The sequence below is a fragment of the Actinocrispum sp. NPDC049592 genome (assembly GCF_040675465.1).
Lineage (GTDB): Bacteria > Actinomycetota > Actinomycetes > Mycobacteriales > Pseudonocardiaceae > Kibdelosporangium.
Genome location: NZ_JBFAPA010000006.1, coordinates 96,063 through 119,912, shown reverse-complemented (window position 1 = coordinate 119,912; position 23,850 = coordinate 96,063). Strand labels below are relative to the sequence as shown.

The 23,850-nt window shown below is 69.8% G+C and carries 23 protein-coding genes; 15 read left to right on the top strand and 8 right to left on the bottom strand.

Annotated elements, in window-relative coordinates:
- Positions 1–311: 311 nt before the first annotated feature.
- From AB0J95_RS17420 to AB0J95_RS17385, 8 genes are all read right to left on the bottom strand, one after another.
- On the bottom strand, positions 312–944 hold the full coding sequence (locus AB0J95_RS17420; RefSeq protein ID WP_364758174.1) for a 4a-hydroxytetrahydrobiopterin dehydratase: 633 nt from the start codon (positions 942–944) through the stop codon (positions 312–314).
- Between the two features lie 19 nt (positions 945–963).
- Positions 964–1,449 carry a DUF1269 domain-containing protein gene (locus tag AB0J95_RS17415; protein ID WP_364758172.1) on the bottom strand — a complete coding sequence of 162 codons (486 nt, stop codon included), beginning with the start codon at positions 1,447–1,449 and terminating at the stop codon, positions 964–966.
- A complete protein-coding gene (locus tag AB0J95_RS17410; protein WP_364758170.1) occupies positions 1,437–2,528 on the bottom strand; it encodes an AI-2E family transporter in 1,092 nt (363 codons plus the stop codon). Before AB0J95_RS17410 ends, AB0J95_RS17415 begins: the two co-directional genes overlap by 13 nt.
- Positions 2,525–2,962: a hypothetical protein gene (locus AB0J95_RS17405; RefSeq protein ID WP_364758168.1), complete on the bottom strand. Its 438-nt coding sequence runs from the start codon at positions 2,960–2,962 to the stop codon at positions 2,525–2,527. Before AB0J95_RS17405 ends, AB0J95_RS17410 begins: the two co-directional genes overlap by 4 nt.
- A gap of 27 nt (positions 2,963–2,989) precedes the next feature.
- Complete coding sequence (locus AB0J95_RS17400; RefSeq protein WP_364758166.1) at positions 2,990–3,673, bottom strand: hypothetical protein; 684 nt, start codon at positions 3,671–3,673, stop codon at positions 2,990–2,992.
- Positions 3,670–4,434: an ANTAR domain-containing protein gene (locus AB0J95_RS17395; RefSeq protein WP_364758164.1), complete on the bottom strand. Its 765-nt coding sequence runs from the start codon at positions 4,432–4,434 to the stop codon at positions 3,670–3,672. Before AB0J95_RS17395 ends, AB0J95_RS17400 begins: the two co-directional genes overlap by 4 nt.
- A gap of 89 nt (positions 4,435–4,523) precedes the next feature.
- The gene (locus tag AB0J95_RS17390; protein WP_364758162.1) at positions 4,524–6,944 is read right to left on the bottom strand and encodes a LuxR C-terminal-related transcriptional regulator; all 2,421 of its coding nucleotides are present in this window, start codon (positions 6,942–6,944) and stop codon (positions 4,524–4,526) included.
- An 84-nt stretch (positions 6,945–7,028) separates the two neighbouring features.
- Positions 7,029–7,232 carry a hypothetical protein gene (locus AB0J95_RS17385; protein WP_364758160.1) on the bottom strand — a complete coding sequence of 68 codons (204 nt, stop codon included), beginning with the start codon at positions 7,230–7,232 and terminating at the stop codon, positions 7,029–7,031.
- 168 nt (positions 7,233–7,400) lie between these two features.
- Between AB0J95_RS17385 and AB0J95_RS17380 the strand changes: the two genes are divergently transcribed.
- From AB0J95_RS17380 to AB0J95_RS17310, 15 genes are all read left to right on the top strand, one after another.
- On the top strand, positions 7,401–8,678 hold the full coding sequence (locus tag AB0J95_RS17380) for an APC family permease (RefSeq protein ID WP_364758158.1): 1,278 nt from the start codon (positions 7,401–7,403) through the stop codon (positions 8,676–8,678).
- A 73-nt stretch (positions 8,679–8,751) separates the two neighbouring features.
- Positions 8,752–10,170 (top strand): APC family permease, encoded by a 1,419-nt coding sequence (locus AB0J95_RS17375; RefSeq protein WP_364758156.1) that lies wholly within the window; start codon positions 8,752–8,754, stop codon positions 10,168–10,170.
- Positions 10,167–10,595 carry a hypothetical protein gene (locus AB0J95_RS17370; RefSeq protein WP_364758154.1) on the top strand — a complete coding sequence of 143 codons (429 nt, stop codon included), beginning with the start codon at positions 10,167–10,169 and terminating at the stop codon, positions 10,593–10,595. The genes AB0J95_RS17375 and AB0J95_RS17370 overlap by 4 nt, the downstream gene beginning before the upstream one ends.
- Complete coding sequence (locus tag AB0J95_RS17365; RefSeq protein WP_364758152.1) at positions 10,595–11,935, top strand: dipeptidase; 1,341 nt, start codon at positions 10,595–10,597, stop codon at positions 11,933–11,935. Before AB0J95_RS17370 ends, AB0J95_RS17365 begins: the two co-directional genes overlap by 1 nt.
- 67 nt (positions 11,936–12,002) lie before the next feature.
- Positions 12,003–12,278, top strand: a complete 276-nt coding sequence (locus AB0J95_RS17360; protein ID WP_364758151.1) for a hypothetical protein — start codon at positions 12,003–12,005, stop codon at positions 12,276–12,278.
- Between the two features lie 297 nt (positions 12,279–12,575).
- Positions 12,576–14,417, top strand: coding sequence for a glycoside hydrolase family 15 protein (locus AB0J95_RS17355; protein WP_364758149.1), 1,842 nt, complete (start codon positions 12,576–12,578; stop codon positions 14,415–14,417).
- 158 nt (positions 14,418–14,575) lie between these two features.
- Positions 14,576–17,224 (top strand): AAA family ATPase, encoded by a 2,649-nt coding sequence (locus AB0J95_RS17350; RefSeq protein ID WP_364758148.1) that lies wholly within the window; start codon positions 14,576–14,578, stop codon positions 17,222–17,224.
- Positions 17,225–17,350: 126 nt separating this feature from the next.
- Positions 17,351–17,512, top strand: a complete 162-nt coding sequence (locus tag AB0J95_RS17345) for a hypothetical protein (RefSeq protein ID WP_364758146.1) — start codon at positions 17,351–17,353, stop codon at positions 17,510–17,512.
- A 72-nt stretch (positions 17,513–17,584) separates the two neighbouring features.
- Positions 17,585–17,812 carry a hypothetical protein gene (locus tag AB0J95_RS17340; protein WP_364758144.1) on the top strand — a complete coding sequence of 76 codons (228 nt, stop codon included), beginning with the start codon at positions 17,585–17,587 and terminating at the stop codon, positions 17,810–17,812.
- Positions 17,813–17,925: 113 nt separating this feature from the next.
- Entirely contained in the window at positions 17,926–18,114 is a 189-nt protein-coding gene (locus AB0J95_RS17335; RefSeq protein ID WP_364758142.1) for a hypothetical protein, read from the top strand.
- Complete coding sequence (locus AB0J95_RS17330) at positions 18,107–19,129, top strand: hypothetical protein (RefSeq protein WP_364758140.1); 1,023 nt, start codon at positions 18,107–18,109, stop codon at positions 19,127–19,129. Before AB0J95_RS17335 ends, AB0J95_RS17330 begins: the two co-directional genes overlap by 8 nt.
- A 100-nt stretch (positions 19,130–19,229) precedes the next feature.
- Positions 19,230–19,910 (top strand): response regulator, encoded by a 681-nt coding sequence (locus AB0J95_RS17325; protein ID WP_364758138.1) that lies wholly within the window; start codon positions 19,230–19,232, stop codon positions 19,908–19,910.
- 45 nt (positions 19,911–19,955) lie between these two features.
- The gene (locus AB0J95_RS17320; RefSeq protein WP_364758136.1) at positions 19,956–20,270 is read left to right on the top strand and encodes a DUF190 domain-containing protein; all 315 of its coding nucleotides are present in this window, start codon (positions 19,956–19,958) and stop codon (positions 20,268–20,270) included.
- Positions 20,267–20,584, top strand: coding sequence for a DUF190 domain-containing protein (locus AB0J95_RS17315; RefSeq protein ID WP_364758134.1), 318 nt, complete (start codon positions 20,267–20,269; stop codon positions 20,582–20,584). The genes AB0J95_RS17320 and AB0J95_RS17315 overlap by 4 nt, the downstream gene beginning before the upstream one ends.
- Positions 20,585–20,622: 38 nt before the next feature.
- Entirely contained in the window at positions 20,623–23,733 is a 3,111-nt protein-coding gene (locus tag AB0J95_RS17310; RefSeq protein ID WP_364758132.1) for a BTAD domain-containing putative transcriptional regulator, read from the top strand.
- Positions 23,734–23,850 lie beyond the last annotated feature (117 nt).

Below are 23,850 nucleotides of genomic sequence, written 5' to 3'. Positions count from 1 at the left end.
AGGTGCTGGAGGTGGGTCGGAGGCGGTATGTGCCGGTGGGGTTGCGGGACTTCATTCAGGTGCGCGATCGGGCCTGCCGGATGCCGGGGTGTTCTGTCCCGGCGGAGCGGTGCGAGGTCGACCACACCATCCGTCGCGCCGATCATGGCGTGCACGAGCCCGGCAACACCGCCGCCCTGTGCAAGCACCACAACCTGATGCGCGAACGCAGCAACTGGTCGCTGACCCAACCCGTACCCGGCACCTTGGTGTTCGATGGTCGATCCCCGGTGACGACGGACCGCGCGCCGAGGCAGGTGTGGAACGCGCTGCTAGTCCCGTTCCTGCCAGGTGCACAGGCAGATCTTGTTGCCTTCGGGGTCGGCCAGGACCCAGAAGGCCGGGGCTTCGTTGACGAGCGTTCCGCCGGCGGCGAGGGCGGCGTCGATGCGGGGCTGGACCTGGTCCGGGTCGACCCAGATGTCGAGGTGCCAGCGCTGGCGGGGTTCGTCGGTGCCGGATCCCTGGAACCAGATGGCCGGCAGCCGGTCCGAGGGGTCGACGACGTCGTCGGAGCCCGGGTCCATGGCCAGCACGGCGGCCCAGAACGGCAGCACAGCCGCGCGATCCGGGGTGTCGAGGGCGAGTTCGAGCCGGGAGACGCTCCCCGCGTCCAGCTGAAGGCCCGCCCGGGCGGCGACCATCGTGATCGCCCGGGCCAGCCAGATGTCCCGGTCGGTGACCCCGCGGGTGTCGTGACTGGTCAGCCGGATGTCGACGTGCGGGTAGCGCAGGGTGATGTCCGGGTGGTGGTTCATCTTCTCGGCGGCCGCGCCGATGGCGTTGACGAGGCTCAGGCCGGTCGCGAAATCCTTGGTGTGGATCCGGGTCTGCAACCCACCGAGCAGGAAAGCCCACCCCTGCAGCCCGGCATCGGCGATCTGTTGCCCGGTCAGCTTCGTCATCCCGCCATCCTGGCAGAGATCACTCCGCGAAGACGTCCCGGAGCCAGTTCTCCTCGGCGCGTGAGAGGTTGGTATAGATCAGTTCCGGCTTGTCGTCGTCGAAGGCGTCGCGGATCCGGTCCAGCACGGCGTCGGAGCTCAGCACGAACAACGCGGAGGTGCCCGGGCCGACGTCCTCGCGGACCCGGTTGATCAGGTCGTCGTCGATGCCGACATCGGCCAGCGACCCGGACATCGCGCCGAGCCCGGCCCCGATCGCCGCGCCCAGCAGGGGAATGAAGAAGATCAGGCCGAACAGCATGCCCCAGAACGCGCCGCTGAGCGAGGCCGACCCGGCGAGGTTGTGCAGCTGGCGGGTCTTGGGCCGCTTGCGGTCGGCTGGCCAGGACACGGTCGCCGCGTCGTGGATGCTGATCAGGCCGTCGCGGGCCAGGCCGGCGAGGATCGCCCCGGCGCGTTCGGCTCCGTCGGCCTTGCCGAACCGCCAGATAGTCAAGGTGGCCATGGTGCTGTCCTTTCGGTCTTGGAACGGGAGAAGGGGCGTTTGCGGGCCGGGCGGTCCGGTGCGCGCAGCAGGGCGCCCGCCCACCTGGCCTGCGGGTCGATGTCCACCAGCAGGGCCATCACCAGCAACGTGACCGGGATGGCCAGCAGCGCGCCGAGCGGGCCGAGCACCCACGCCCAGAACACCAGCGACACGAACGCCATCACCGACGACAGCCCGACGCTGTCACCGACGTAGATGGGCTGGATCAGCGACTGCACAACGAAGTTGACCGCCCAGTAGATCAGGATCACGACCAGCATCAGCTGCCAGCCACCGGCGAGCAGGGCCAGCGCGGCGGGCGGGATCAGGCCCATCAGGAACCCGATGTTCGGGATGTAGTTGGTGACGAACGACAACAGTCCCCAAAGGACCGGCAGCGGAATGCCGAGCAACGCCAGGGCCACGCTGTCGAACACCGCGATGACGAACCCGAACACCGTTGTCACGATCAGGTACGACCGGGTCTTGCGGGCGAAGCTGCGCAGCGCCACCGAGATGTGCGGCCGGTCGCCGCCGATCTCGGTGAGGCGGACGTCCACCCCGGTGGCCTCCATGCTCAAGAACAGCAGCAGCGCCAACAGGAACACCAGACTCGTGGTCAGCCCAGTCAGGTCCCGCACGATCGATCCCACGTACGGCAGGATCCTGCCGAAATCCAGGCCGGACAGGGCATCACGCACCTCGCCGGGCGAGACGCCGAACCGGCCCAGCACAACCGAGACATCGTGCACGATGCCGCCGACCCGGTCGGCGTACCGCGGCAGCGTCGCGGCCAGCTGGGCGATCGACACGAACGTCACGATGGCGAACGCGACGAGCGTGCCGTACACCAGCAGGACCATCACCAGCGTCGCCGCCCAGCTCGGGAACCCGATGCGGCGCAACCGGTTGTGCGCCGGGCTGACCACGATCACGATGATCAGGGCCAGCAGGATCGGGGTGACCAGCCAGGCCACCGACCGCAGGCCGGCGACGGTGATCACGGCCGATGCCGTGCCCAGCAACAGGACCAGCGCGCGAGGCAGCCCCGCGGTCAAGACAGGTCGCCCGTTTCGTTGCCGTGCACCACGATCGCCCAGATCACCACCACGCACAGCGCGATCACGATGGTGGACCACACCGGGTAGGCGGGGATGAAGGTGAGCTGGGCGATCGCGTTGATCGACGCCAGCGCGACTGCTGTTACCCGCGCCCACATCGCCCCCGTCAGCAACGCGATACCGGCCAGGCCGACCAGCCCGCCGAGGACCAGGTGCAGCCAGCCCCACGCGGTCAGGTCCAGCAGCACCAGGTGCTCGCCGTTGGAGACGTAGAAACTACGGTTGAACAGCGCCACCAGGCCCTCGACCGCGTTGAAGACCCCGGTGAGGATCATCATGATCGACGCGAACCAGATCCAGCCGGACCAGACGGTGATCCTGGACTGCTGCGCGGTCGGGACTTCGTGGCGATGGGTGGTGTAGTCGGTCATCCTGCCTCCTGTTGTTGTGCAGGGCGTTCAGCGTCGGCCGGCGCGGGTGAGGTAGGTGTTGAGCACGAGGTGCACCTCCGGGCCGGACAGCGGCAGCATGTGGCTGCCCAGCAGGTGTTCCACCGGGAACCGGAGGAACCAGCCGACTGCGCGGGCGAACGGCCCGCCCGGCTGGGGCCGCACGCCGATGTTGTGCTGCCACATGCACGGCTCGTCGGTGAGGATCGCGACCCGGTGCTGCGGCAGGTAGATGTTCATCCCGGCGACCGAGCTGGTGCCCACCGGCAGCAGCCGCACGGTGACCCCGGCCAGGTCGAGGATGCACTCCCGGTCGATGATCAGGTTGGGGGCGATGCCCCGGGACGTCCGTTGCGGACGGCCCGCGGCGAGGATCACCACCCTGCCGGAGTCGGCGCTGTCGTGGTCGGTGATCCCAGTGGTGCCGCGGCAGCTGTCGGTGGGGTGGTGCGGGTAGATGATCGTCCGCAGTGGACGGTCGGTCAGCCTGGCGATGGCCTCACCGATCGCGGCGCCGTGCCGGTGCGTGGTACCGGTGTTGACCAGGATCAGCCCGTCGTTGCCCTCGATCAGCACACAGTTGAGGGTGCGCGGGGTCGGCGGGCGCAGGATCCAGACCGGCAGGTCGGCGATCCGGCGCACGGACGGCCGCGGTGGCCCCTGCCAGGGCTTGGTTTTCGCCGGAGCGCTCATCGCGTCGCCGAGGTGTGGATGTGCTGCAACGCCGACCACAGCTCGCCCGCGGCGCGTTGCGGACCGTCGGCGTCGACAGGCGGTGGGCCGGTGGCCTGGACCTGTTTGATCAACTCGCCGGCCAGCGCGTGCAGGTTGGTGTTCGAGCGGCGGCCCGCGTCCTGCAGCAGCAGCCACGCCATGGTCGGGTCGGTCCGGCAGGTGGCCATCACCACGCCCTTGGCCTGCTCGATCATGTACCTGCGTTGCAGGGCGGCCAGCACCCGGCTGGTCCGCTGGTCGGTCCCGGACACTGTGGACAGTGCCGCGATGTCCGCGGTGACCAGCCGTTCGTACCGGGTGAGCACATCCAGGGCGTCCTCGGCCGGGGAATGCGCCAGGTAGGCCGAGATGACGACGAGACCCGCATCGTCCTGCAGGCCGGGCAGCGAGACGACACTGCGCACCTTCTGCAGGACCCGGGCGTGCTGCGGGTGCTCGGCGCACGCCTGGGCGAGGTCGAGCCGGTTCCACCGCCGGTCGTTCCACAGGTCGTCGCTGGTGACCGGGCCGTCGCTGAGCGCCGCGTCGCGGGTCGGGCCGGTCCTGTGGCGCAGCTGGACGTCCTGTACGGCCGAACCGACGCCGTACGCCGCGAAGACCATCGGCGTGTCCTGCCGGTACGCGGTGATGTCCGCGCCGAGCAACCAGGGCAGGTCCTGCGCCATCGCGGTCAGCACCCCGTCCATCAGGTCCTCCAGCCGGGCTTGACTCACTTGCACTGTTCCTCCTTCGTGTCCCAGGTGGACAGCACGAACTCTGGCCGTCGCCGGGGCTCCCGCGCGTCCCCCGGAACGGATGAGACCGGATGTCAGAGCAGGCCCCGTTCCCGGGCCACGGCCACCGCGTCGCGCCGGTGGTTCACGCCGAGCTTGCGGTAGATCCCGCGCAGGTGGGTCTTGACCGTGTTGACCGAGACGAACATCGAGTCGGCGATCTCCTCGGTGGTGCGCATGGACGGCAGCTCGATCAGCAGGTCGTGTTCGCGGCTGGTGAGCTGGTCCACCGGCCCGGTCCGCGGGGCGGGCAACGCCGCCAGTGCGTTGGAGGCGAACCGGTCGAGCTTGCCGAACCGCCCGGCGCCCTTCACCAGCAGATCCCGGACCGGCGGACCGGCTGCGCGAAAAGGGCGCAGCGCCGACAACGGTTCGGCGAGTGCCAACGCCTTGGCGATAGCGCCGTGTGCGCGGTGGTAGTCGTCCATGCGGCTGAGCAGAACGGCCTCCAGCAGCCAGGAATCGATCGGAGTGGTGGCCGCGGCAACCCTGGCGTCTCCGCTCAGGACCGGGACCAGGAGCTTGCGGGCTGGTATGGGTTTCGACCGATGTGCCTGCAGCGCCGCTTGCACATAAAAGTGTTCCGCCGTGTCGGTCAGGTCATTCTCGACTCGTTGTGCCACCTCGACTGCCCAGTCGATCAGGCCGCTCGTCAACGCGATCCGTTGTGCTGCAAGAGCGACGTACGCGAACAGCTGTGGTGCCATGGCGGCGGCGGTGAGACGACGCCACCGGTCGCGGACCATCTCGGCGGCCGCTTCGGACGGTGGGTCGTCGTCGAACGCGATGATGGCGTCGAGGGCGAGCGTCGCCAGGGCGGCCGGTGGGATCGCTTTGGGCGGAAGCATTTCGCGTGCGGCGGTGACGAACTTCCGGGCGGCACCGGAATCCAGCCGGAGGTAGGCGAGGGCGGCCCGCATCGTGTACGCGGGCAGGCAGGGCACGCTTCGCTCCCAGCCTCGATCGGTCGCGTACGCGATGGCGTTCGCGGCCTGGGTGTCCATCTGGGACAGTTCACCGCGGGCACCCGCGATGGACGCCAGCTGGACCAGACAACGCAGAATGGCGTTGTCCAGTCCGTTGCTGATGGCCAGCTTCTGTGCCCGCTGGACCACGCTTTCCGCTCGGGTGTGGTCGCCACGGCCGATCAGGGCGTTGGCCTGGTTCAGCAAGGCGAGGGTGTCCACGTCGTCGTCGCCGGTCGGATCGGGCGCCGCATCGTCGACAGCCTGCCCGGCGAGCAGAGCCCGCTGCTGTACCAAAGTCGCATGGAGCGGCGTATCGCGCTCTACTGTGGACAGATAGAGGTCGGCGGCTGGCAGGTCGCTGAGATCCAGTGCTGCCGCGGCGGCTGCCAATGCCGCCGCGGACGAAGTGACTGGACGTTGGTTCAGCAGCGTGTGCAGCTCGGCTGAATGTCCACTGAGGATCAACCGCAGGCCGCAGGATCCGGCCAGGTCCTCGATCAGGCCGGGCTGGTCGGCGGCGACCGCGTGGGTGAGCGCGGCCAACGGCAGGCCCGCGTCCCGGAACCACTCGGCGGCGATCTGGTGGAGGTTGGTGCGCACCAACGGTTGCCGCCGGTCCAGTTCGGCCAGCAGTACCGTGCGCAGGGCTGGGTGGTAGCGGTACCAGCCGCCCGGCTCGGTGGTCCGCGTGACCAGCGCGTTGGCGCGGTCGAGGCGGTCCAGGATCTCGCCCGCGTCGGCCTGCCCGGTCAGCGCGGTCGCCAGCTCGGCGCTGACCAGCTCGCAGATGCTTGTGGCGCGCAGGAACTGCCGGACGTGGGCGGGATGCGCGCTGAGTACCTCCTCGCTCAGGTAGTCGGCCATCGCGCGGTCGTCCGCCGTCTCGTCGCTCATCGACATGGCGATCAGCCGCAGGCCCGCGGGCCAGCCGTCGGTGCGGTGCAGCGCCTCGTCGATCTGGTCCGGCGAGAGCTCGACCTCGTGCAGCGCGAACAGCTCCGCGGCCTCGGTGTGGGTGAACGCCAGCTCCGGCAGGCCGATCTCCAGCAGCCGTCCCTCCAGCCGCAACCGGGACAGGTGCAGGTTCGGCGGGGTCCGGGCGGCCAGTACCAGCCGGAGGTTGTCCGGGGTCTGCCGCAGCAGGGTCTCCAGGCCGGTCAGCACGTCCTCGTCGCGCAACCGGTCCGCCTCGTCGAGGATCAGGTGGACGGGCACGCCGGAGTGGCCGATCGCCGCGGCGATGTCGGCCGGGGTGGCGGGTCCGTTGTCGCCCAACGCGTCCCAGATCGCCGACCAGAACGTGGTGGCGTCGTTGTCCCGGTCGTCCAGGGTGAGCCAGGCCAGCCGGGCGGGTGACCGGTCGGCGGCCCAGGCGGCGAGCAACGTGGTCTTGCCGGACCCGGCCGGGCCGGAGACGACCGTGACCGGCCGGGGACCGGACGGGTTGCCGATGTCGTCGAGCAGGGTGAGTAGTCGGTCGCGGCGCACCGGTGCCGGTGTGGTGACCGGGATCCGTGATTTCGGTGGCGTGGACTGAGGTTGCTGACCAGGCATGATGGCGTCGTTCCCGGCTCACCTGGCCGATCGGACGTCTGCCAGCAGGAAACGGGCCAGCGATGGCAGGATCCGCACCAGCTGAACCGGGACGCAGGTCAGCACGATCCCGCCCGGGCACGCGGATCTCTCCTCATTCGTGCCGGACGAGGGCAGGATCATCAGCACCAGTCCCAGGATCGCGAGTCTGCGCCGCCTTGGCCGGCCGGGTTCACGTGGCATCAGCTGTGCTCCTTAGGGTGTCGCCGGCGATGCTGTCCGAATCGGACCACGGCCCTCTTCGCCCGGTCCGGGTGAGTTCGGTGGACGGGTTCACCTGCCCGGCGTGATCTGACGGCCGGGAGTGGCGCACTAGCTTCGGCCAAAACCCGCCGACGACTGGGAGCATGCATGGCGGAACAACGGATGACCGTGCGCGGCGCGGCTTTCCTGGGCATCGGCTCGATGGTGGGAGCGGGCATCTTCGCGCTGCTCGGCGAGGCAGGGGCGGTAGCCGGTGCCGCGGTCTGGCTGTCGTTCCTGCTCGCCGGGCTGGTAGCGCTCGCGCAGGGCTACGCGGTGGCCAAGCTGGGCGCGAGATACCCGTCATCGGGCGGCGTCGTCACGTATCTGCTGCAAGGGTTCGGTCGTGGGCACATCACCGCCGTCGTGTCCTGGCTGCTCTACTTCGCCGCGCTGATCGTGACCGCGATGGTGTCCGTCTCCTTTGGACACTACGGCTCCGCGCTGTTCTTCGGTGGTTCGGCCGGCTGGGCGAAGGTGCTGACCGTGGCCGTGATCATCGGTGCGGCCGCGGTCAACATCGCCGGGGCCGGCATGCTCGACCGGTTGCAGACCGGGATCGTGGTGGTGCTGCTGGCTGTTTTCGCGGTCTTCGTCGGGGTGACGGTGCTGCGCATCGATCCCGGCCTGCTGGCGCCGTCCACCTATCCACCGGCCCTGAACATCGTGTCCAGTGTGGCGCTGACGTTCTTCGCCTACCTCGGGTTCGCGGTGGTCAGCTTCACCGGCGGGGACCTGCCGGACGCGCGGCGAAACCTGCCTCGGGCGATGTACCTCTCGCTGGGCATCACGACCGCGTTGTACGTGCTGGTCGCCCTGGGGGTTTTCGGAACCCTGACCGTGCAACAGGTCGGCGAGCACGGTGAGACGGCGCTCGCCGTCGCCGCACAGCCCGCCCTTGGTACCGCTGGGTTCGTGATGATGGCGATCGCCGCGCTGCTGGGCACGGCGTCCTCGGTCAACGCGAACCTGTTCGCTGCCAGCGGTTCCACCGCGAAGCTGGCCGAGACCGGTACGTTCCCACCGGGGTTCGGCAGGCTGGCAAGGGTCGGCGGGACGCGCGGGCTGGTGCTGTCGGTGTTGATCGTGTTGCTGCTGGCGTTGTTCGTGGACCTGACCGCGATCGCCTCACTGGGCAGCGTGGTGGCACTGGTGATCTTCCTGGTCCTGGCGATCGCGGCGATGCGGCTGCGGGCCGAGATCGGTGCCAGGGCGTGGCTTCTGGTGGCCGCGATCGCGATGACCTCGCTGGTGCTGATCGCGTTCGCGGTGCAGACCCTGCGCACCGATCCGGTGATCTTCGCGGTGATGATCGCCGTGCTCGGCCTGGCGGTGGTGATGGATCTGGTGTGGACACGGGTGCGGGCCCGCCGATCTCACCCGTGAGGGAGGAGCCGCGGCCGCACCAGCAGTCGAGAACCTGTTGTCCACATCGGAACTCGCACGAAGGGCGATGCGGATGAGCGGTCACGACCAACCTTCCGGCAAACCGGCCTGGATCACCTGGGTCGCGCTGGCGCTGATGACGACTAGTTCGGTGGCCAGCCTGCGGCCCTCGCCGACCATGGCCGTCTACGGGCTGGCGTGTGTGCTGCTGTACCTGATCCCGGCGGTCGTGTTCCTGCTGCCGACCTCGCTGGTGTCCGCCGAGCTGGCGTCCGGCTGGAGCGGCGGCGTGTACAACTGGGTGGCCCGCGGGATCTCCAAACCGGCCGGGTTCCTGGCGGTCTGGTGCCAGTTCGCGATGACGATCTTCTACTACCCGAGCCTGCTCGGGTACGTGGCCAGCACCCTGGCCTACGTGTTCAATCCCGCGCTGGCCAGCAGCGGCGTGTGGACCGCCGCGGTGATCATGGTGGCCTACTGGTCCGGCGTGTGGGTCTCCTCGCGGGGCACCAAGGGGGTGGCGGGCCTGGCCAGTGGCGGGCTGATCATCGGCACGCTGGTGCCGGGCGCGTTGCTGGTCGTGCTCGGGATCGTGTTCCTGGGCCAGGGCAACGCATCCGCCGCGCCGATGACCGCGGACCACCTGCTGCCCGCGTGGGCCGGGCTGGCCAGCCTGGTGCTGATCGTGAACAACTTCCTGTCCTACTCGGGCATGGAGATGAACGCGGTGCACGTCTCGTTCCTGCGCAAGCCGGGCCGGGAGTTCCCGCGGGCGATGTTCCTGGCCATGGCGCTGGTGCTGGTGATCTTCATCCTGCCCGCGCTGGCGATCAGCTGGGTCGTGCCGGGCGAGGAGCTTTCCCTGACGGCGGGCGTGATGCAGGCGTTCGACGCGGTGTTCGCCAAGTTCGGCTGGCAGGTGCTCACCCCGGTGATCGGGATCATGCTGGTGGCCGCGTCGCTCGGCGGCATGCTGACCTGGCTCGCGGGCCCGTCCAAAGGGTTGCTGCTGATCTCCCGGCAGGAAGGCTACCTGCCGCCGTTCCTGCAGAAGCTGAACAAACACGGCGTGCAGCAGAACATCCTGGTCGTGCAAGGGCTCGTCACCACCGGGATCGCCCTGATGTACGCGTTCATCCCGGACGTCTCCAGCGCGTACTGGATCTTCTCGGTGATCACCACCCAGGTGTACCTGATCATGTACCTGCTGATGTTCGTGGCCGCGGTCCGGCTGCGCCGCAAGGATCCCGACCATCCCCGCGGGTTCCGCGCGCCGATGCTGACCACGTTGTGCGTCGTGGGTTTCGTCGCTTCGTTCGCCGCGCTGCTGGTCGGCTTCATCCCGCCGTCGCAGTTCGGCTCTGGCGGCACCGGGACGTACGTGCTGATCGTCGCGGCCGGGGCGCTGGGACTCGGGATCGTGGTGCCACTGTTGTTCTACAAGCTGCGTAAGCCCTCATGGCAGCAACAGGAAGAAGAGGTGACTTCGTGACGGAACGGCGTCAACGGTTCGTTCTCTATGGGTCGGCCGCCGCCGTTGTGGTGGTACTGCTGATCATCGCCCTGCTGAGCTGGCGTTCGTCCAAGGCGGACAAGGAAGCCGAACGCAAGGCCGCCCAGCTCACCGCCGCGTTGAGTGCCGCCGGGGCGCAAACGCCACCGGCCGACCAGGTGGTGCGGCTGCTGGGTACCGACGGTGGCTCGGTCTGCGCCGCGCCGAACGAGGCCCTGGTCCGGGCTGCCGCGCTGGCCGGGTTGTCGAACGGTGCGGGCGGCCCCGGCACCCGGCCGGTGATCGCCGACGGCCGCCTGCTGAACGGTGAGCTGCTGGTGATCTCCATCTACTGCCCGGACAAGCTGCCCGAGTTCCAGCAGTTCGTCGACGGCCTGGCCACGACCGACGGAGAAGGTGGATGATGCGGCTGCGTACCACGATCGCCGAAATGATGCCCAGGGCGCGAGCGGAGCTGGCCGAGCTGGTGGCCATCCGGTCCATCGCGGATCCCCGGCAGGTGCCGCCCGAGGAGTGCGAACGGGCCGCGTGGTGGGTACTGGAGAAGTTCCGCGAGGTCGGGTTCACCGATGTGCATCTGGAGTCCACACCGGACGGCAGCAAGGCGGTCGTGGGATCGCGTTTCTGCCCGGACATCAACGCTCCGACGGTGTTGCTGTACGCGCACTACGACGTCCAGCCCGCCATGGGCGAAAGTGCCTGGCGCACACCGCCGTTCACACTGACCGAAGTGGACGGACGGTGGTACGGGCGCGGCGCGGCCGACTGCAAGGGCAACATCCTGATGCACCTCATCGCACTGCGGGCGCTCGACCCGGACATCCCGGTGCACCTCAAACTCGTGGTCGAGGGCTCGGAGGAACAGGGCACCGGCGGGCTGGAGAAGTTCGTGCCGCAGCACCCTGAGCTGTTCCGCGCGGACGCGATCCTGGTGGCGGACACCGGAAACGCCGCCCCGGGACGTCCGGCGGTCACAGTCAGCCTGCGCGGCATGGTGAACGTCGTCGTCACGGTGCGGGCCCTAGAAGCGCCGCTGCACTCGGGCATGTTCGGCGGTCCCGCCCCGGACGCCCTGGCCGCGCTCGTCGCGATCCTGGCGACCCTGCGCGACACCCAGGGCAACACCGCCGTGCTCGGTGTGAACAACGACCAGATCTGGCTGGGCGAACCGTATCCGGCCGAATGGTTCCGCAACGACGCCCGCGTGCTGGAGGGCGTGCACCTGCTGGGCGACGGGGGAGTCGCGGACATGCTGTGGGCCCGGCCCGCGGTGACCATCCTCGGCATCGACTGTCCGCCGGTGCTGGGGTCGGCGGCGGCGATCGTGCCCGAGGCGTCCGCCCGTCTGAACCTGCGGGTGCCGCCCGGGGTGTCCGTCGCGGACGCGCAAACGGCGTTGATCGAACATCTCCAGGCGGCGGCTCCGTGGGGTGTGCGGGTGCATGTGGAGCCCGAGGCCTCAGGGGCACCGTTCCGGGCCGGCGTGGACGGACCGGCGCACCAGGCCATGGCCGAGGCCATGCGGGACGCGTACGGCCGCCCGATGACCACGTTGGGCCAAGGCGGGTCCATCCCGCTGTGCACCGTCCTGGCCGGCACCTTCCCGGACGCCGAGCTGATCCTGATGGGCGTCGAGGAACCCCTCGCACTGATCCACGCCCCCAACGAGAGCGTGGACCCGCACGAGATCGCGTCGATGGCGTTGGCGGAGGCGGTGTTCCTGCGCCGGTACGCGCTTCGCTAGTGGACCACCCGCAGGGCGTGGCCGGTGTTGTTCAGCCGCCGGCCACCGTCCTGCGTCACCCATCCCGATGAACGGCAGCCGGACGATCTCGTTGTACACCTCGTCTGCGGCCGCGGCCGCCAGGTCCAGGCGCGCGATCTCGTTGTCGTCCTTGATCGCGCGCAGCAGCGGCTGCACCTCGCCCAGCCCCTGGAAGGCCGCGGCCGGGCAGGCGCTGCCGAGGCCCAGCAGGTACGCCGACCACATCGAGCCGGACACGGCGAACCGGCCGCCGGGCCGCAGCAGGCCCACCACCACCTCGTACGGATCACCGCCGTCGATGCACCCGGTGATCTGCAGGTGATCCGTCGCGGCCATGGCGTCCGGCCGTTCCAGCGCCGGGACGACGAGCACCGGCGCGCTGCCGTGCGCGAGAACCAGGACGGTGAGCCGTTCGGTGATCGCGGTCGGCTGCGTCACTCCCGGGGCAATGTCGGCGTCCATCCGCGAGCCACAGTTCCACCGGCCGGTGGCCGTCATGTCACCCCGTCCGGGCGAGAAACGGTGCGGCCACGGCACAACTCATCCCGGACAGATGACGACCCGGCCACCGCGCCGCGAGAACCGTGAACCCTGCCCGTGCCGCACGAAAGGAGCCCATGTGGACCCGTACCCGTTGATCGCCGACCACGGACTGATCGGGGACCTGCAGACGGCCGCGCTGGTCAGCAGCGACGGCACAGTGGACTGGTTCTGCTGCCCCAGGTTCGACTCGCCGACCGTGTTCGCCTCGTTGCTGGACCACAAACGCGGCGGCCACTGCGGCATCCGTCCCGCCGGTCAGCCGTACACCGCGCGGCAGCTGTACTTCCCGGACACCGCGATCCTGATCACCAGGTTCTCCACCGAGACCGGCACCGCCGAGGTCGCCGACTTCATGCCGCCCGCGCCGCTGACGCAGGCGACCGACCGGCACCGGCTGATCCGGATGGTTCGCTGTGTCCGCGGGCACGTCGAGTTCGAGGTCGAGGTGGCGCCGCGGTTCGACTACGGCCGCCGGTCGCACACCACGAGGCTGTCCGGGGAGGGCGCGATCTTCGACGCCGGATCGGCCACCCTGACGCTGCATGCCGTGCGGGAACCGCATGACGCCCGGCTCGCCCAGATCCAGGTCACCGGCGACAACGACGTGTACGCGCGGCTGACGTTGAGCGCGGGGGATGTCCGCGGGTTCGTGCTGGAGTCCGGTGCGGATGGTCCACCCCGGCCGGTGCGGTCCGCGGAGTTCCTGCACGCCTTCGAGGACACGGCCAGGTTCTGGCGCACCTGGCTGGCAGGGTCGTCCTACCGCGGGCGCTGGCGGGAGATGGTCAACCGGTCGGCGATCACGCTCAAGCTGATGACGTACGCGCCGACAGGTGCGGTGATCGCGGCGCCGACCGCCGGCCTGCCCGAGCAGATCGGCGGCGAACGCAACTGGGACTACCGGTACACGTGGATCCGGGACGCCTCGTTCGCGGTGTACTCGTTGCTGAACCTCGGGTTCACCGAGGAGGCCGCCGGGTTCAGCCGCTGGCTGGCCGACCGGTACTCCGAGGGCACCGCCGCGCCTGGCGGCCCGCTGCGGATCATGTACCGGGTGGACGGTTCGGCCGAGCTGGGCGAGGAGACGCTCTACCACTGGGAGGGCTACCGCGGGTCGCGCCCGGTGCGGATCGGCAACGGCGCGGCCGGGCAGCTGCAGCTGGACATCTACGGCGAGCTGATGGACAGCGTCTACGAGGCCCACCTGCACGGGCTGCGGGCCGGGCACCGCGGCTGGTCGGCGCTGACCGGCGTGCTGGACTGGCTGGGCGACAACTGGGACCGGCCGGACGAGGGGATCTGGGAGACCCGCGGCGGGCAGGCGGACTTCACCTACGGGCGGCTGATGAGCTGGGTGGCGTTCGACCGCGGCATCCGGCTCGCCGAGTCGTTGCGCCGCCCCGGGCCGGTGGACCGCTGGCGGGCGCACCGGGACCGGATCTACCGGCAGATCTGGGACCGCGGCTGGCATCCGGGCCGGCGCGCGTTCGTGCAGCGCTACGACTCGGATGTGCTCGACTCCTCGCTGCTGCGGATGGCGCAGGTGGGTTTCGTCGCGCCGAGCGACCCGAAATGGTTCGCCACGCTCACCGCGATGGAGTCCGAGCTGGTCACCGACAGCCTTGTGTACCGCTACGACCCCAGTGCGTCCCCGGACGGCCTGCGCGGGTCGGAGGGCACGTTCTCGTTGTGCACATTCGCCTACGTCGGCGCATTGGCCGGTGCCGGATACGTGGACAAGGCCCGGCTGGTGTTCGAGAAGATGCTCACATATGCCACGCATCTCGGTTTGTACGCCGAGGAGATCGGCCCGACGGGTGAGCAGCTCGGCAACTTCCCGCAGGCATTCACCCATCTCTCCCTGATCGATGCCGCGATAGCGCTGGATCAGGCGCTGGAGCGCGGAAATACGATGTGATCCCCCAGGCCGCGCGGGCGCATTCACCCGTGGTGGGCGAAGTGCGCGGCTTTCCTGTCGCGATACAAGTCACCTTCCGGCCCTGCGCCGGGAGTACGGACTTGCTGTTGTGGTAGTCGGGGACATGTGAACTCAGGCCATTTGTACCGGGGAGAACAATGCGTGTGACTGCTCTGGAAAGCGATTCCGGACCCGAACAGGGCCCAGCGGCGACCGAAGACGTGAATATGGCGGTGACAACGGCGAAGGTCACGATTCCGCCGTCCGCGCCCGCCATATTGGTCCGCGATCGCCTCAACACCCTCTTGGACAGGACGGCCGCGGGCGGTGCGGTGACCCTCGTGCGGGCGGCGGCCGGGACCGGGAAGACGACGATGCTGGCCGCCTGGGCCCGGCGCCTGGCCGCCCGCGGGGACGTGTACGTCGCCTGGGCGTGCCTGGACAGCGAGGACAACGACGCCAACCTGTTGTGGCAGGTGATCCTGCAGGCACTGCGGACGAGCGGCGCGTGGCCCGCGCTCGACCGGCTGGCCCCGCCCGCGGACGAGCGCTACGCGGGGTTCCTCACCGCGGTGATCGCCGCGTTCGAGTCGCCACCGAAACCGGTAGTGCTTGTGCTGGACGGGATCCACGAGCTCCACGCCGGGGAGGCGTTGCACACCTTGAACGTGCTGCTGCGCCAGCTGCCGCCGGCGCTGCGGATCGTGCTGGCCGGCCGGTTCCCGCCCGCGCTGATCCTGCCCCGGCTCAAGCTGGAGGGCAGGCTGCGCGAGATCGGGCCCGGTGAGCTGACGTTCACCGCCGAGGAGGCCCGCAGGCTGTATAAGCAGGAGGGCATCCAGCTGGCGGACAGCGAACTGCGGCTGCTGATGCGCAGCACCGAGGGCTGGGCCGCGGCGCTGCGGCTGGCGGCGATCACGCTGCCCGATCCGGCCCGGCCCGGCGAGCACCTGGCGTGCTTCGACGCCGGGCACCGCCTGGTCGCCGACTACCTGCGCGCGGAGATCCTGGCGCGGGAACCCGGTCAGGTGCAGTGGTTCATGCTCGCCACCTGTGTGAGCCACGAGCTGCCCGCCGACCTGGCGGCGATCCTGTCCGGCCAGGAGAACTCCGGTCAGCTCCTGGACCGCCTGGAGTACAACGGTATTCTGACCAGGGCGGGCGACGGCTACCGCTATCACCCATTGCTGCGCGATTATCTGCACATCGAGCTCGGCCGCAGCGGCCTTGCCGCGCAACAACAGCAGCACCGGGTCGCGGCCGGCTGGTTCGTGACCAACGGGGACCCGTTGGCGGCCATGGAACACGCGCTCGCGGCGGGCGACGACGATCTGGTGACCCGGCTCGTGGCCCGGTCGGGACTGGAACAGGTCCTCAAAGGACAGTCCGACCGGCTGCGTTGTGTCATCGACGGTCTGCCTCCGCACGTGGTGAACCGGCCCTCGGTCGCGTTGGTCGCCGCGGTGGCGGCTTTGGACGCCGGCGACGTGGCCGCGGCCGACCGCAGGCTGCGCGGGATCAACGCGCACGCGCTGCGGACCAAGCGGTTGCAGGCCTTGCATGCCACCGTGCAACTGCACCGGGCGCGGTTGCACGGCGAGGTCCGGACGGCGCTCGCCGCCTTGCGGCAGACCAGCGCGGGGGAGACCGGTGACCTGGACGCGGACCTGCTCGCGTTGCTCAACCGCGGCATCGCATTGGCGTGGGTGGGCAACCACGCCAACGCCAAAGCCGATCTGGTGCAGGCGTTGCGGCTGGCCCGGCCGGAGCGGCGGGACGCGATCGCGTTGGAGTGCAAGGTGCATCTCGCCGCGATGGCGGTCGCCGCCGGTGACCGGTCCGGGCTCACTGCTGCGGCGCTGGAGTTCGCCGAGGCCCGTGACTGGACCTACAGTTCCCGCACCGCCTACCTCTACACGTTGCTCGGTGCCGAGGCCTACCAACGGCTGGACGACGAGCGGGCACTGCGGTTCGCCACGCTGTCGACGAACCTGTTGCCGCGCAACGTCGACCCGACCGTCGAGCTGTCCGCGTTGACGCTGCGGGCGGTGATCGCGTTCGAGGCCACCGAGACCCCGCACAGGGTCGTCGGGCGGCTGCGGGAACACTGGCGGCGGCTCAGCGGGCGGATGGTCGCCCCGGCGCTGGTCGCCTACGCCGCGCCCGCCCTGCAGCGCATGGCGTTGCGGGTCGGCGAGGTCGGCTGGGCGATGGAGGTGCTGGACGGCGTGGCGGACCTGGACGTGCCCTGCGGGGAAAGGGTGCTGTCCCAGGCGATCCTCTATGCCCACAAAGGACGGTTGAGCACCACCCGGCGGCTGCTCGAGCCGGTCCTCAGTGGACGGACGCGGACCCTGGTCACCACGACGCTGGTCGAGGCCTGGCTGCTGGAGGCGCACCTGGCCGCGTTGAGCGCGCAGGACAACCGCGCGCACGAGGCGCTGTCCCAGGCGCTCGCCGTGGCCGCGCCCTACCAGGCGGTGCGGCCGTTCCGCGAGGCCGGGCGGTCGGTGCGGGACCTGCTGGCGCATGGCGCGGGCCGGTTCGGCCGGCTCGAACCGTTCGCCACCACCGTGCGGGCCATGCTGCCCGCCACGTTGCCCACCACCCCCACCGACGGGTTGACCGACCGCGAACAGGAGCTGCTGCTGGAGCTGCCCTCGATGCGCACCGCCGAGGAGATCGCCCAGACCATGTTCGTCTCGGTCAACACCGTCAAGACCCACCTGCGCGGGATCTACCGCAAGCTGGGCGTCAGCCAGCGCCGCGACGCGATCTCCGTGGCACGCGAGCGCGGACTGCTCTGAGCATGGGCTCGGCCGGCCGCGTGGAGGGCCCCACGCGCGCCCGCTGAGCGCCATCCCACCCTTCCGGGGTGAGCGCCGGGCCGCAGTGTGGATGTCGTCGTTGTCCCGCCGACCTGGAGGTGTTCGATGGCTGCCACGACCGACGACTACCGGCGGGACACCGGACGGCTGTGGGCAGGCGGGTCGGCCACCGCCCTGGTCGCCGCGCTGATCGCCGTCGCCGGAATCGTCGTCACCCGCGGTGTGTTCGGCGTCCCGGTGCTGGCACCCAGCGCGCAGCGCGGGTGACTGTGTGCAAGGTTTCTGCAAGGGCGCCGCTGATAGGTTCGCGCTCTCGACGTATCTACCTGGGGGTTTGGCGTGTTTCGGAGATGTTGGCTGGGCTTGGTGGCCGCGGCCGTGCTGGTGACCGGTGTGCCGGGGGCGGCTTCGGCCGCGGACGAGCCGAAGCTCGAGGTCACGGCCAAGTTCGACAAGGCCGGGTACCAGACCGGTGAGCAGATCAAGGCCACGGTGACCATCAAGAACGTCACCGCGCAGCGGCTGGACAACGTGCCGCGGGTGGCTCGTCCGACAACGACACCCTGAAATACGACTACAACGCCCAGTGGGGTGCGCTGCAGGCCGACGGGATCAGCCTCGACGCGGACGCCACCAAGACGGTCACCATCACCGGCTACCAGCCGCACGCCGAGTCCACTGTGGTGAACCTGCACGTCTCCGCGAGCGCCGGCCGCCCACCGTGGACCGACGTCACCATCACCGCGCCGATCACGCTGAGGACCGCCAAGGTCAGCGGAACCGTGTACGGCGACCAGAACAACAACAACCGGATGGACCCGGGCGAGGGAATGGCCGGGGGTCACGGCGCGCTGGTGGTATGTGCATGACTACGGCAAGGCCTATGAGGCGACCACTGACAGCCAGGGCCGGTTCACCTTCGACAAGCTGCCGACCGTCGCCTACGACGTCTTCGGCGGTGCACCCGCAGGCTGGGAGCTGGCGCACGCACCGATCACTGTGGACGGCGACCTCGACAATGTCCGGCTTCGCCTGGTCCACCCGCTCAACGGCGCGTTGAAGGCGTCGGTGGAGTTCACCGGTGACAGCTACAACGTCGGCGACACCGCCCACCTCATCGTCTCCCTGCAGAACACCGGTACGACGGACATGGCGGGCATCGTGTCCTCCTGCGGACCGGTCGGGCTCACCGGAACCACCCCCGGCTGGGGCGACCTCGCAGGCGACGGGGTGACCATCCCGGCGGGCACGACGAAGACCCTCGATGTCTCCGACAAGGTCCCCGACAGCGCGCGGACCTGGGGTTACGTGGGGGCGAACTGCTACTTCGGCTACGGCCGCGACCATGAACGGACCACGCACGCCGTCGCCCACGACAGCGCGCCGCTCAAGGGTGTCTTCGCCGACTACAAGGCCGATGTCCGCAACTTCCCGTGCCATAAGGGCACCGGCTGCCGCGGCAACCCCGTTCCCGGCGTGCGGGTCGTCCTGGTCAACGAGGGCGCCTGCCCAATCGCCGGCGAGGGCGTGACGGACGCCAACGGGATCGTCACGATCAAGCACATCGTGCCCGGCACCGAATACCTCGCGTACCTCTACCCGGGGCAGGCGGACTGGACCGGACTGCCCAGCAACCCGGTCGAGGTGCAGGTCGCCGTGGGCGCCGGTGCCGGAGTGCTGGAGGTCGGCAGCGGCGCTGCCCGGCCCGCGCAGCCGTGCGCGCCGGCGTCGCCCTCGGACGTAACGCCTGACGCCCAGGCAAAACCGCGGACCGACGAGCTGGCCAACACCGGTGTCGACGTCATGGGGCTGACCGGACTCGGTGCCCTGGTGCTGTTCGGCGGGGCGGGTGTGTTGGCCGCGGCGCGTCGCCGGGCCCGCTAACAGTCCGTTAACGCCGGCTCACCGGCTGTCAAAACCGCGTCAGGCCCATCGCCGCGGCTGTGTCCGATAAGGACACTGCGGTGATGGGAATGACGCGTCCATGACCCTTGTGCTGGTGGTCGACGACGACATCCAGATCGCGCGTGCGTTACGGATCAACCTGTCCGCGCGCGGTTACCGCGTGGCCGTGGCGCACGACGGCGCCGAAGCTCTGCGCGCGGCCGCCAAGGCGCGACCGGATCTCGTCGTGCTGGACCTCCGATTGCCTGGCACGGACGGCATTTCGGTGATCAGCAGTCTCCGGGCGTGGACCGTGACCCCGATCGTCGTGCTGTCCGGCCGCACCGACGAGACCACCAAGATCGCCGCCCTGGACGCGGGCGCCGACGACTACGTCACCAAACCGTTCGGAATGGACGAACTCCTCGCCCGGATCCGTGCGGCGCTGCGGCGATCCGCGGTGGCGGCCCGGCAGGCCGACGAGCCGTTGGTGGACACCGGCTCGTTCAGCGTCGACCTCGGGGTGAAGAAGGTGTGGCGGCAGGGTGCCGAGGTGCACCTCACCCCGACCGAGTGGGGCATGCTGGAACTGCTGGTGCGCAACCGCGGCAGGCTGGTCACCCAAAAGCAGCTGCTGGCGGATGTCTGGGGCCCGCAGTACGCGGGCCGGTCGCACTACCTGCGGATCTACATCGCCCAGCTGCGCCAGAAGCTCGAACCGGATCCGGCCCGGCCCCGGCACCTGATCACCGAGCCGGGAATGGGCTACCGCCTGGCGTGACCCGTGAGGGTTGACCGTGCCTGCCGGCCGGCGTGTACTCGGGGAATGGGACCGTCCGGGCTGCGGTTGTCGATCTTCGTCGGTGAGGGGGACACCTGGCGGCACCGGTCGTTGTACGTCGAGATCGTGCACCGCGCCCACCAGGCCGGGCTGGCCGGCGCCACCGTGATCCGCGGTGTGGAGGGCTTCGGCGCCAGTTCGAGGATCCACCCATCCCACCTGTTCCGCGCGGGCAGCGAACGGCCGATGCTGATCGTCATCGTGGACACCGCCGAACGCGTCCACGGGTTCCTGACCCAGCTGGACGAACTGGAGATCACCGGCCTGATGACCCTCGACGAGGTCGAGGTGCTCCGGTGAAGGCCGTCCGGCTGACCATCCTGCTCGGCGCCGACGACCGCTGGCACCACACACCCGTGTACCACGAGATCGTCGCCCGCGCCCAGCAAGCCGGGCTGGCCGGCGCCACTGTGCTGCGCGGCTGCGAAGGCTACGGCGCCTCGTCTTTTGTGCACACCGACCGGTCGGTCGACCTCGCCGACAACCTGCCGATCGCCGTGATCATCGTGGACGTCGAGGACCGGGTGCGCGGGTTCGTGCCCCGGCTCGACGGTCTGCCCGGCGTCCGCACCGCGTTCCTCGACGAAGTCGAAGTACTGACCGCTCGCCCCTAGGCTTCGCTGCCGCGACGGCGCCACGGGATGGCTGGCAGGTGGCGGGTGTCGAGCCGGTCGAGGTGCTCTGCCACGGTGACTTCGCACCGCACAACTGTGTCCTCGACGCCACCAGGGTGGCTGGGATCATCGATTTCGACCACGCACAGCCAGGTTCGCGAGTCTGGGACGTGGCCTACGCCGTGTATCGGTGGGTACCGATGACGGCCCCGGGCAACGAGGACGGGTTCGGCACGACCGAAGAGCAGGCGGCGCGGCCGCGGATCTTCTGCGACCGCTACGGCCTGGACGAAACCGGCCGAGCCGCGTTGGCGCACACCGTGATCGCGCGGCTCACTGCGCTTGTGGACGCGTGGCGTTCGAAGGGCACCGGTCCGTGCCCGGGCCGACTGGCTGGATCTCCACTAACCTGTTGGCGGCCACGGAGAGGACGTATGCAGGCAGAGTTCGGTGTGCTCGGCGAGATCACCGCGTGTGTGGGTGGTGGTGTGATCGAGCTTGGGCAGGCGCGGGTGCGGTGTGTGGCCGCGGTGCTGATGGTCGAGGCGAACCGCGTGGTGACGCTCGACCAGCTGGCCGACCGGGTCTGGGGAGAGCGGTTGCCGCAGCGGCCGGGAGCGGCGCTGCACACGTACATCTCGCGGTTGCGGGCGGCCTTGGAGTCGGCGCACGACGTGCGGATCGACCGCAGCGCGGGCGGGTATGCGCTGGTGGTCGACGAGATGGCGGTGGACCTGCACCGGTTCCGGGCCCTGGTGGGGGAAGCACGGCGCAGCGGCAGCGACAACGCGGCGGCCGTGCGGTTCGAGGAGGCCCTGGCGCTGTGGCGGGGCGACCCGTTCACCGGGGTGGAGTCCGAGTGGCTGGCCGGGATCCGGGCCATCGCCGAGGACGAGTACCTGGCCGCACGCCTGGACTACTACGACGTCCAGCTCCGGCGCGGCCAGCACACGTCGCTTCTGGCGGAAATGTCCGAAGTGGCCGCGGCGAACCCGTGGAACGAGCGGCTCGCCGGACAGGTCGTCCTCGCGTTGTACCGGGGCGGCGATCAGGCCGCCGCGCTCCAGCACTACCAGGAGGTGCGCCACCGGCTCGCAGCCGACCTCGGCGTCGACCCCGGGCAGTCGCTGCGACGGCTGCACGAGCAGATCCTGCACGCCGACCCGGCGCTCGTGGTCAGCGCCCTGACGGTGCCGAAGCAGCTGCCCGCGGTCACCAGGGTGTTCACCGGCCGGGCGCGGGAACTCGACCAGCTCGACCAGGTCGGCCGCACGGCGGTGATCTCCGCGATCCGCGGCACCGGCGGCATCGGCAAGACGACGCTGGCGCTGCAGTGGGCGCACGCCAACACCGAACGGTTCCCCGACGGCCAGCTGTATGTGAACCTGCACGGCTTCGACTCGCGGAACGCCCCGATGGCGCCCGCCACCGCGTTGCGTGGTTTCCTTGGCGCGCTTGGCTTCCCGGCACAGGAGATGCCCGCTGAGCTGGACGCCCTGGCCGCGTTGTGGCGCAGTGTGGCCGCGGACCGCCGCATGCTTGTCGTGCTGGACAACGCCCGTGACGTCGCTCAGGTCACGCCGTTGTTGCCCGGCAACGAAACCGGCACGGTGGTGATCACCAGCCGCAACCGGCTCACCTCGCTCGTGGTCTCGGTCGGCGCGATGGCCCTGGAGCTGGAGGTGTTGTCCGACAACGAAGCCCGCCAGGTGCTCGCCGCGCACATCCCGGCCGCGCGGATGGCCGCCGAGCCGGACGCCGTCGAGGAGTTGCTGAACGCCTGCGCGGGCCTGCCGCTGGCGTTGAGCATCATGGCCGCGCGGATCACCGCGTACCCGGACTTCCCGCTCGCGTTGTTCGCCGGCGAACTGCGCGAGTCACGGCTGGACGCGCTCGACGGCGACGACCACGAGACGAACCTGCGCGCGGTGCTGTCCTGGTCGTACCGCGCGCTGAGCCCGGCCGCGGCCGGGGTGTTCGCGCAGCTCGGGCTGGTTCCCGGGCCGGAGTTCGGGCTGGACGCGGCGGCGAGCCTGACCGGGCTGCCAGTGGCCCGCACCCGCTCGCTGCTGACCGAACTCGAGGCCGCTTGCCTTGTGACACAACACGTTCCCGGCCGCTACCGGCTGCACGACCTGGTGCGGTTGTACGCCATCGAGCTGGCGGACGACGAGAAGGCGTTGCGCCGCATCATGGACTACTACGTGCACACCGGGCACGCCGCGGCGTTGCTGCTCAAGCCGCACCGGCAGCGGCTCGACCTGCCCGAGCTCGACCCGCAGGTGGTGCCCACCCCGCTGGAGACCAGCGAGCAGGCGATGACCTGGTTCGAGACGGAGTACCAGCTGCTGCTGGCGGCCGTCTCGGCCGCGGCCGAACACGGCCACTACGCGCACGTGTTCCAGTTCACCTGGGTCATGATCGACTACTTCCTGCGGCGCGGGCTGCTCAGCGACTACGTCGCGACGTCGCTGATCGCCGTCGACGTGGCCACGCACCACGGCGATTTCAACGATCAGGCCCGCGCCCACCGCAGCCTGGCCCGTGCCTACGAACAGGTCCACAACTTCGACTCGGCCTACCGGCACACCGAACAGGCCGTGGCCCTCTATCTGCGCGCCGGCAACACCCTCGGCGCCGCCCACTCGGAGATCGGCTACGGCGCGTTGTACGAACGCCAAGGCCGGTACCGCGATGCCCTGGAACACGCCCAGCGCGGCCTGGAAGTGTTGCGGGCACTGGACAACACGCCTGGGATCGCGACCGGCCTGAACGCGGTCGGCTGGTGTCACGCCCAGCTCGGCGAGTACCGCGAAGCGCTCGCCTGCTGTCAGGAGTCCCTTGCCCTGCAACAACAAGTCGGCGACCAGCACGGCGAGGCCGGGTCATGGGACAGCCTCGGCTATGTGCACCTCAAGCTCGGTGCGCACACCGAGGCGTTGGCCTGCTTCGAGAAATCCCTCGCGATGGCCGAGGAGCTGAAGGACCAGCAGTCGCTGCTCGACGCCCTGGAACACCTCGGCGACACCCACACGGCGCTGGGGCACGCTGACCAAGCCGCCGAGGCCTGGCAGCGTGCCGCGCGGATCGCCGAGGAACGAGGTGCCCTGGTGCTCGACCGGATCCTGGCCAAGCTCAAGAACAGTTGATGCTGCCCTTGCGCGACGCGTGCCCGCTGTCGTTGCCGTCGTCCGCCCACTACACCCGCCCCGGCGTGTCCCCCGTTCCTCCCGCGCGTGTCCCCCGTTCGTCGGGGCCGTGTCCCC

Bases quoted from the DNA above. Each gene is read 5' to 3' on its own strand.
- AB0J95_RS17350 (WP_364758148.1), top strand. From the start codon at position 14,576: ATGCGTGTGACTGCTCTGGAAAGCGATTCCGGACCCGAACAGGGCCCA.
- AB0J95_RS17375 (WP_364758156.1), top strand. From the start codon at position 8,752: ATGAGCGGTCACGACCAACCTTCCGGCAAACCGGCCTGGATCACCTGG.
- AB0J95_RS17325 (WP_364758138.1), top strand. From the start codon at position 19,230: ATGACCCTTGTGCTGGTGGTCGACGACGACATCCAGATCGCGCGTGCG.
- AB0J95_RS17365 (WP_364758152.1), top strand. From the start codon at position 10,595: ATGCGGCTGCGTACCACGATCGCCGAAATGATGCCCAGGGCGCGAGCG.
- AB0J95_RS17360 (WP_364758151.1), top strand. From the start codon at position 12,003: ATGAACGGCAGCCGGACGATCTCGTTGTACACCTCGTCTGCGGCCGCG.
- AB0J95_RS17345 (WP_364758146.1), top strand. From the start codon at position 17,351: ATGGCTGCCACGACCGACGACTACCGGCGGGACACCGGACGGCTGTGG.
- AB0J95_RS17415 (WP_364758172.1), bottom strand. From the start codon at position 1,449: ATGGCCACCTTGACTATCTGGCGGTTCGGCAAGGCCGACGGAGCCGAA.
- AB0J95_RS17380 (WP_364758158.1), top strand. From the start codon at position 7,401: ATGGCGGAACAACGGATGACCGTGCGCGGCGCGGCTTTCCTGGGCATC.
- AB0J95_RS17420 (WP_364758174.1), bottom strand. From the start codon at position 944: ATGACGAAGCTGACCGGGCAACAGATCGCCGATGCCGGGCTGCAGGGG.
- AB0J95_RS17400 (WP_364758166.1), bottom strand. From the start codon at position 3,673: ATGAGCGCTCCGGCGAAAACCAAGCCCTGGCAGGGGCCACCGCGGCCG.
- AB0J95_RS17385 (WP_364758160.1), bottom strand. From the start codon at position 7,232: ATGCCACGTGAACCCGGCCGGCCAAGGCGGCGCAGACTCGCGATCCTG.
- AB0J95_RS17320 (WP_364758136.1), top strand. From the start codon at position 19,956: ATGGGACCGTCCGGGCTGCGGTTGTCGATCTTCGTCGGTGAGGGGGAC.
- AB0J95_RS17405 (WP_364758168.1), bottom strand. From the start codon at position 2,962: ATGACCGACTACACCACCCATCGCCACGAAGTCCCGACCGCGCAGCAG.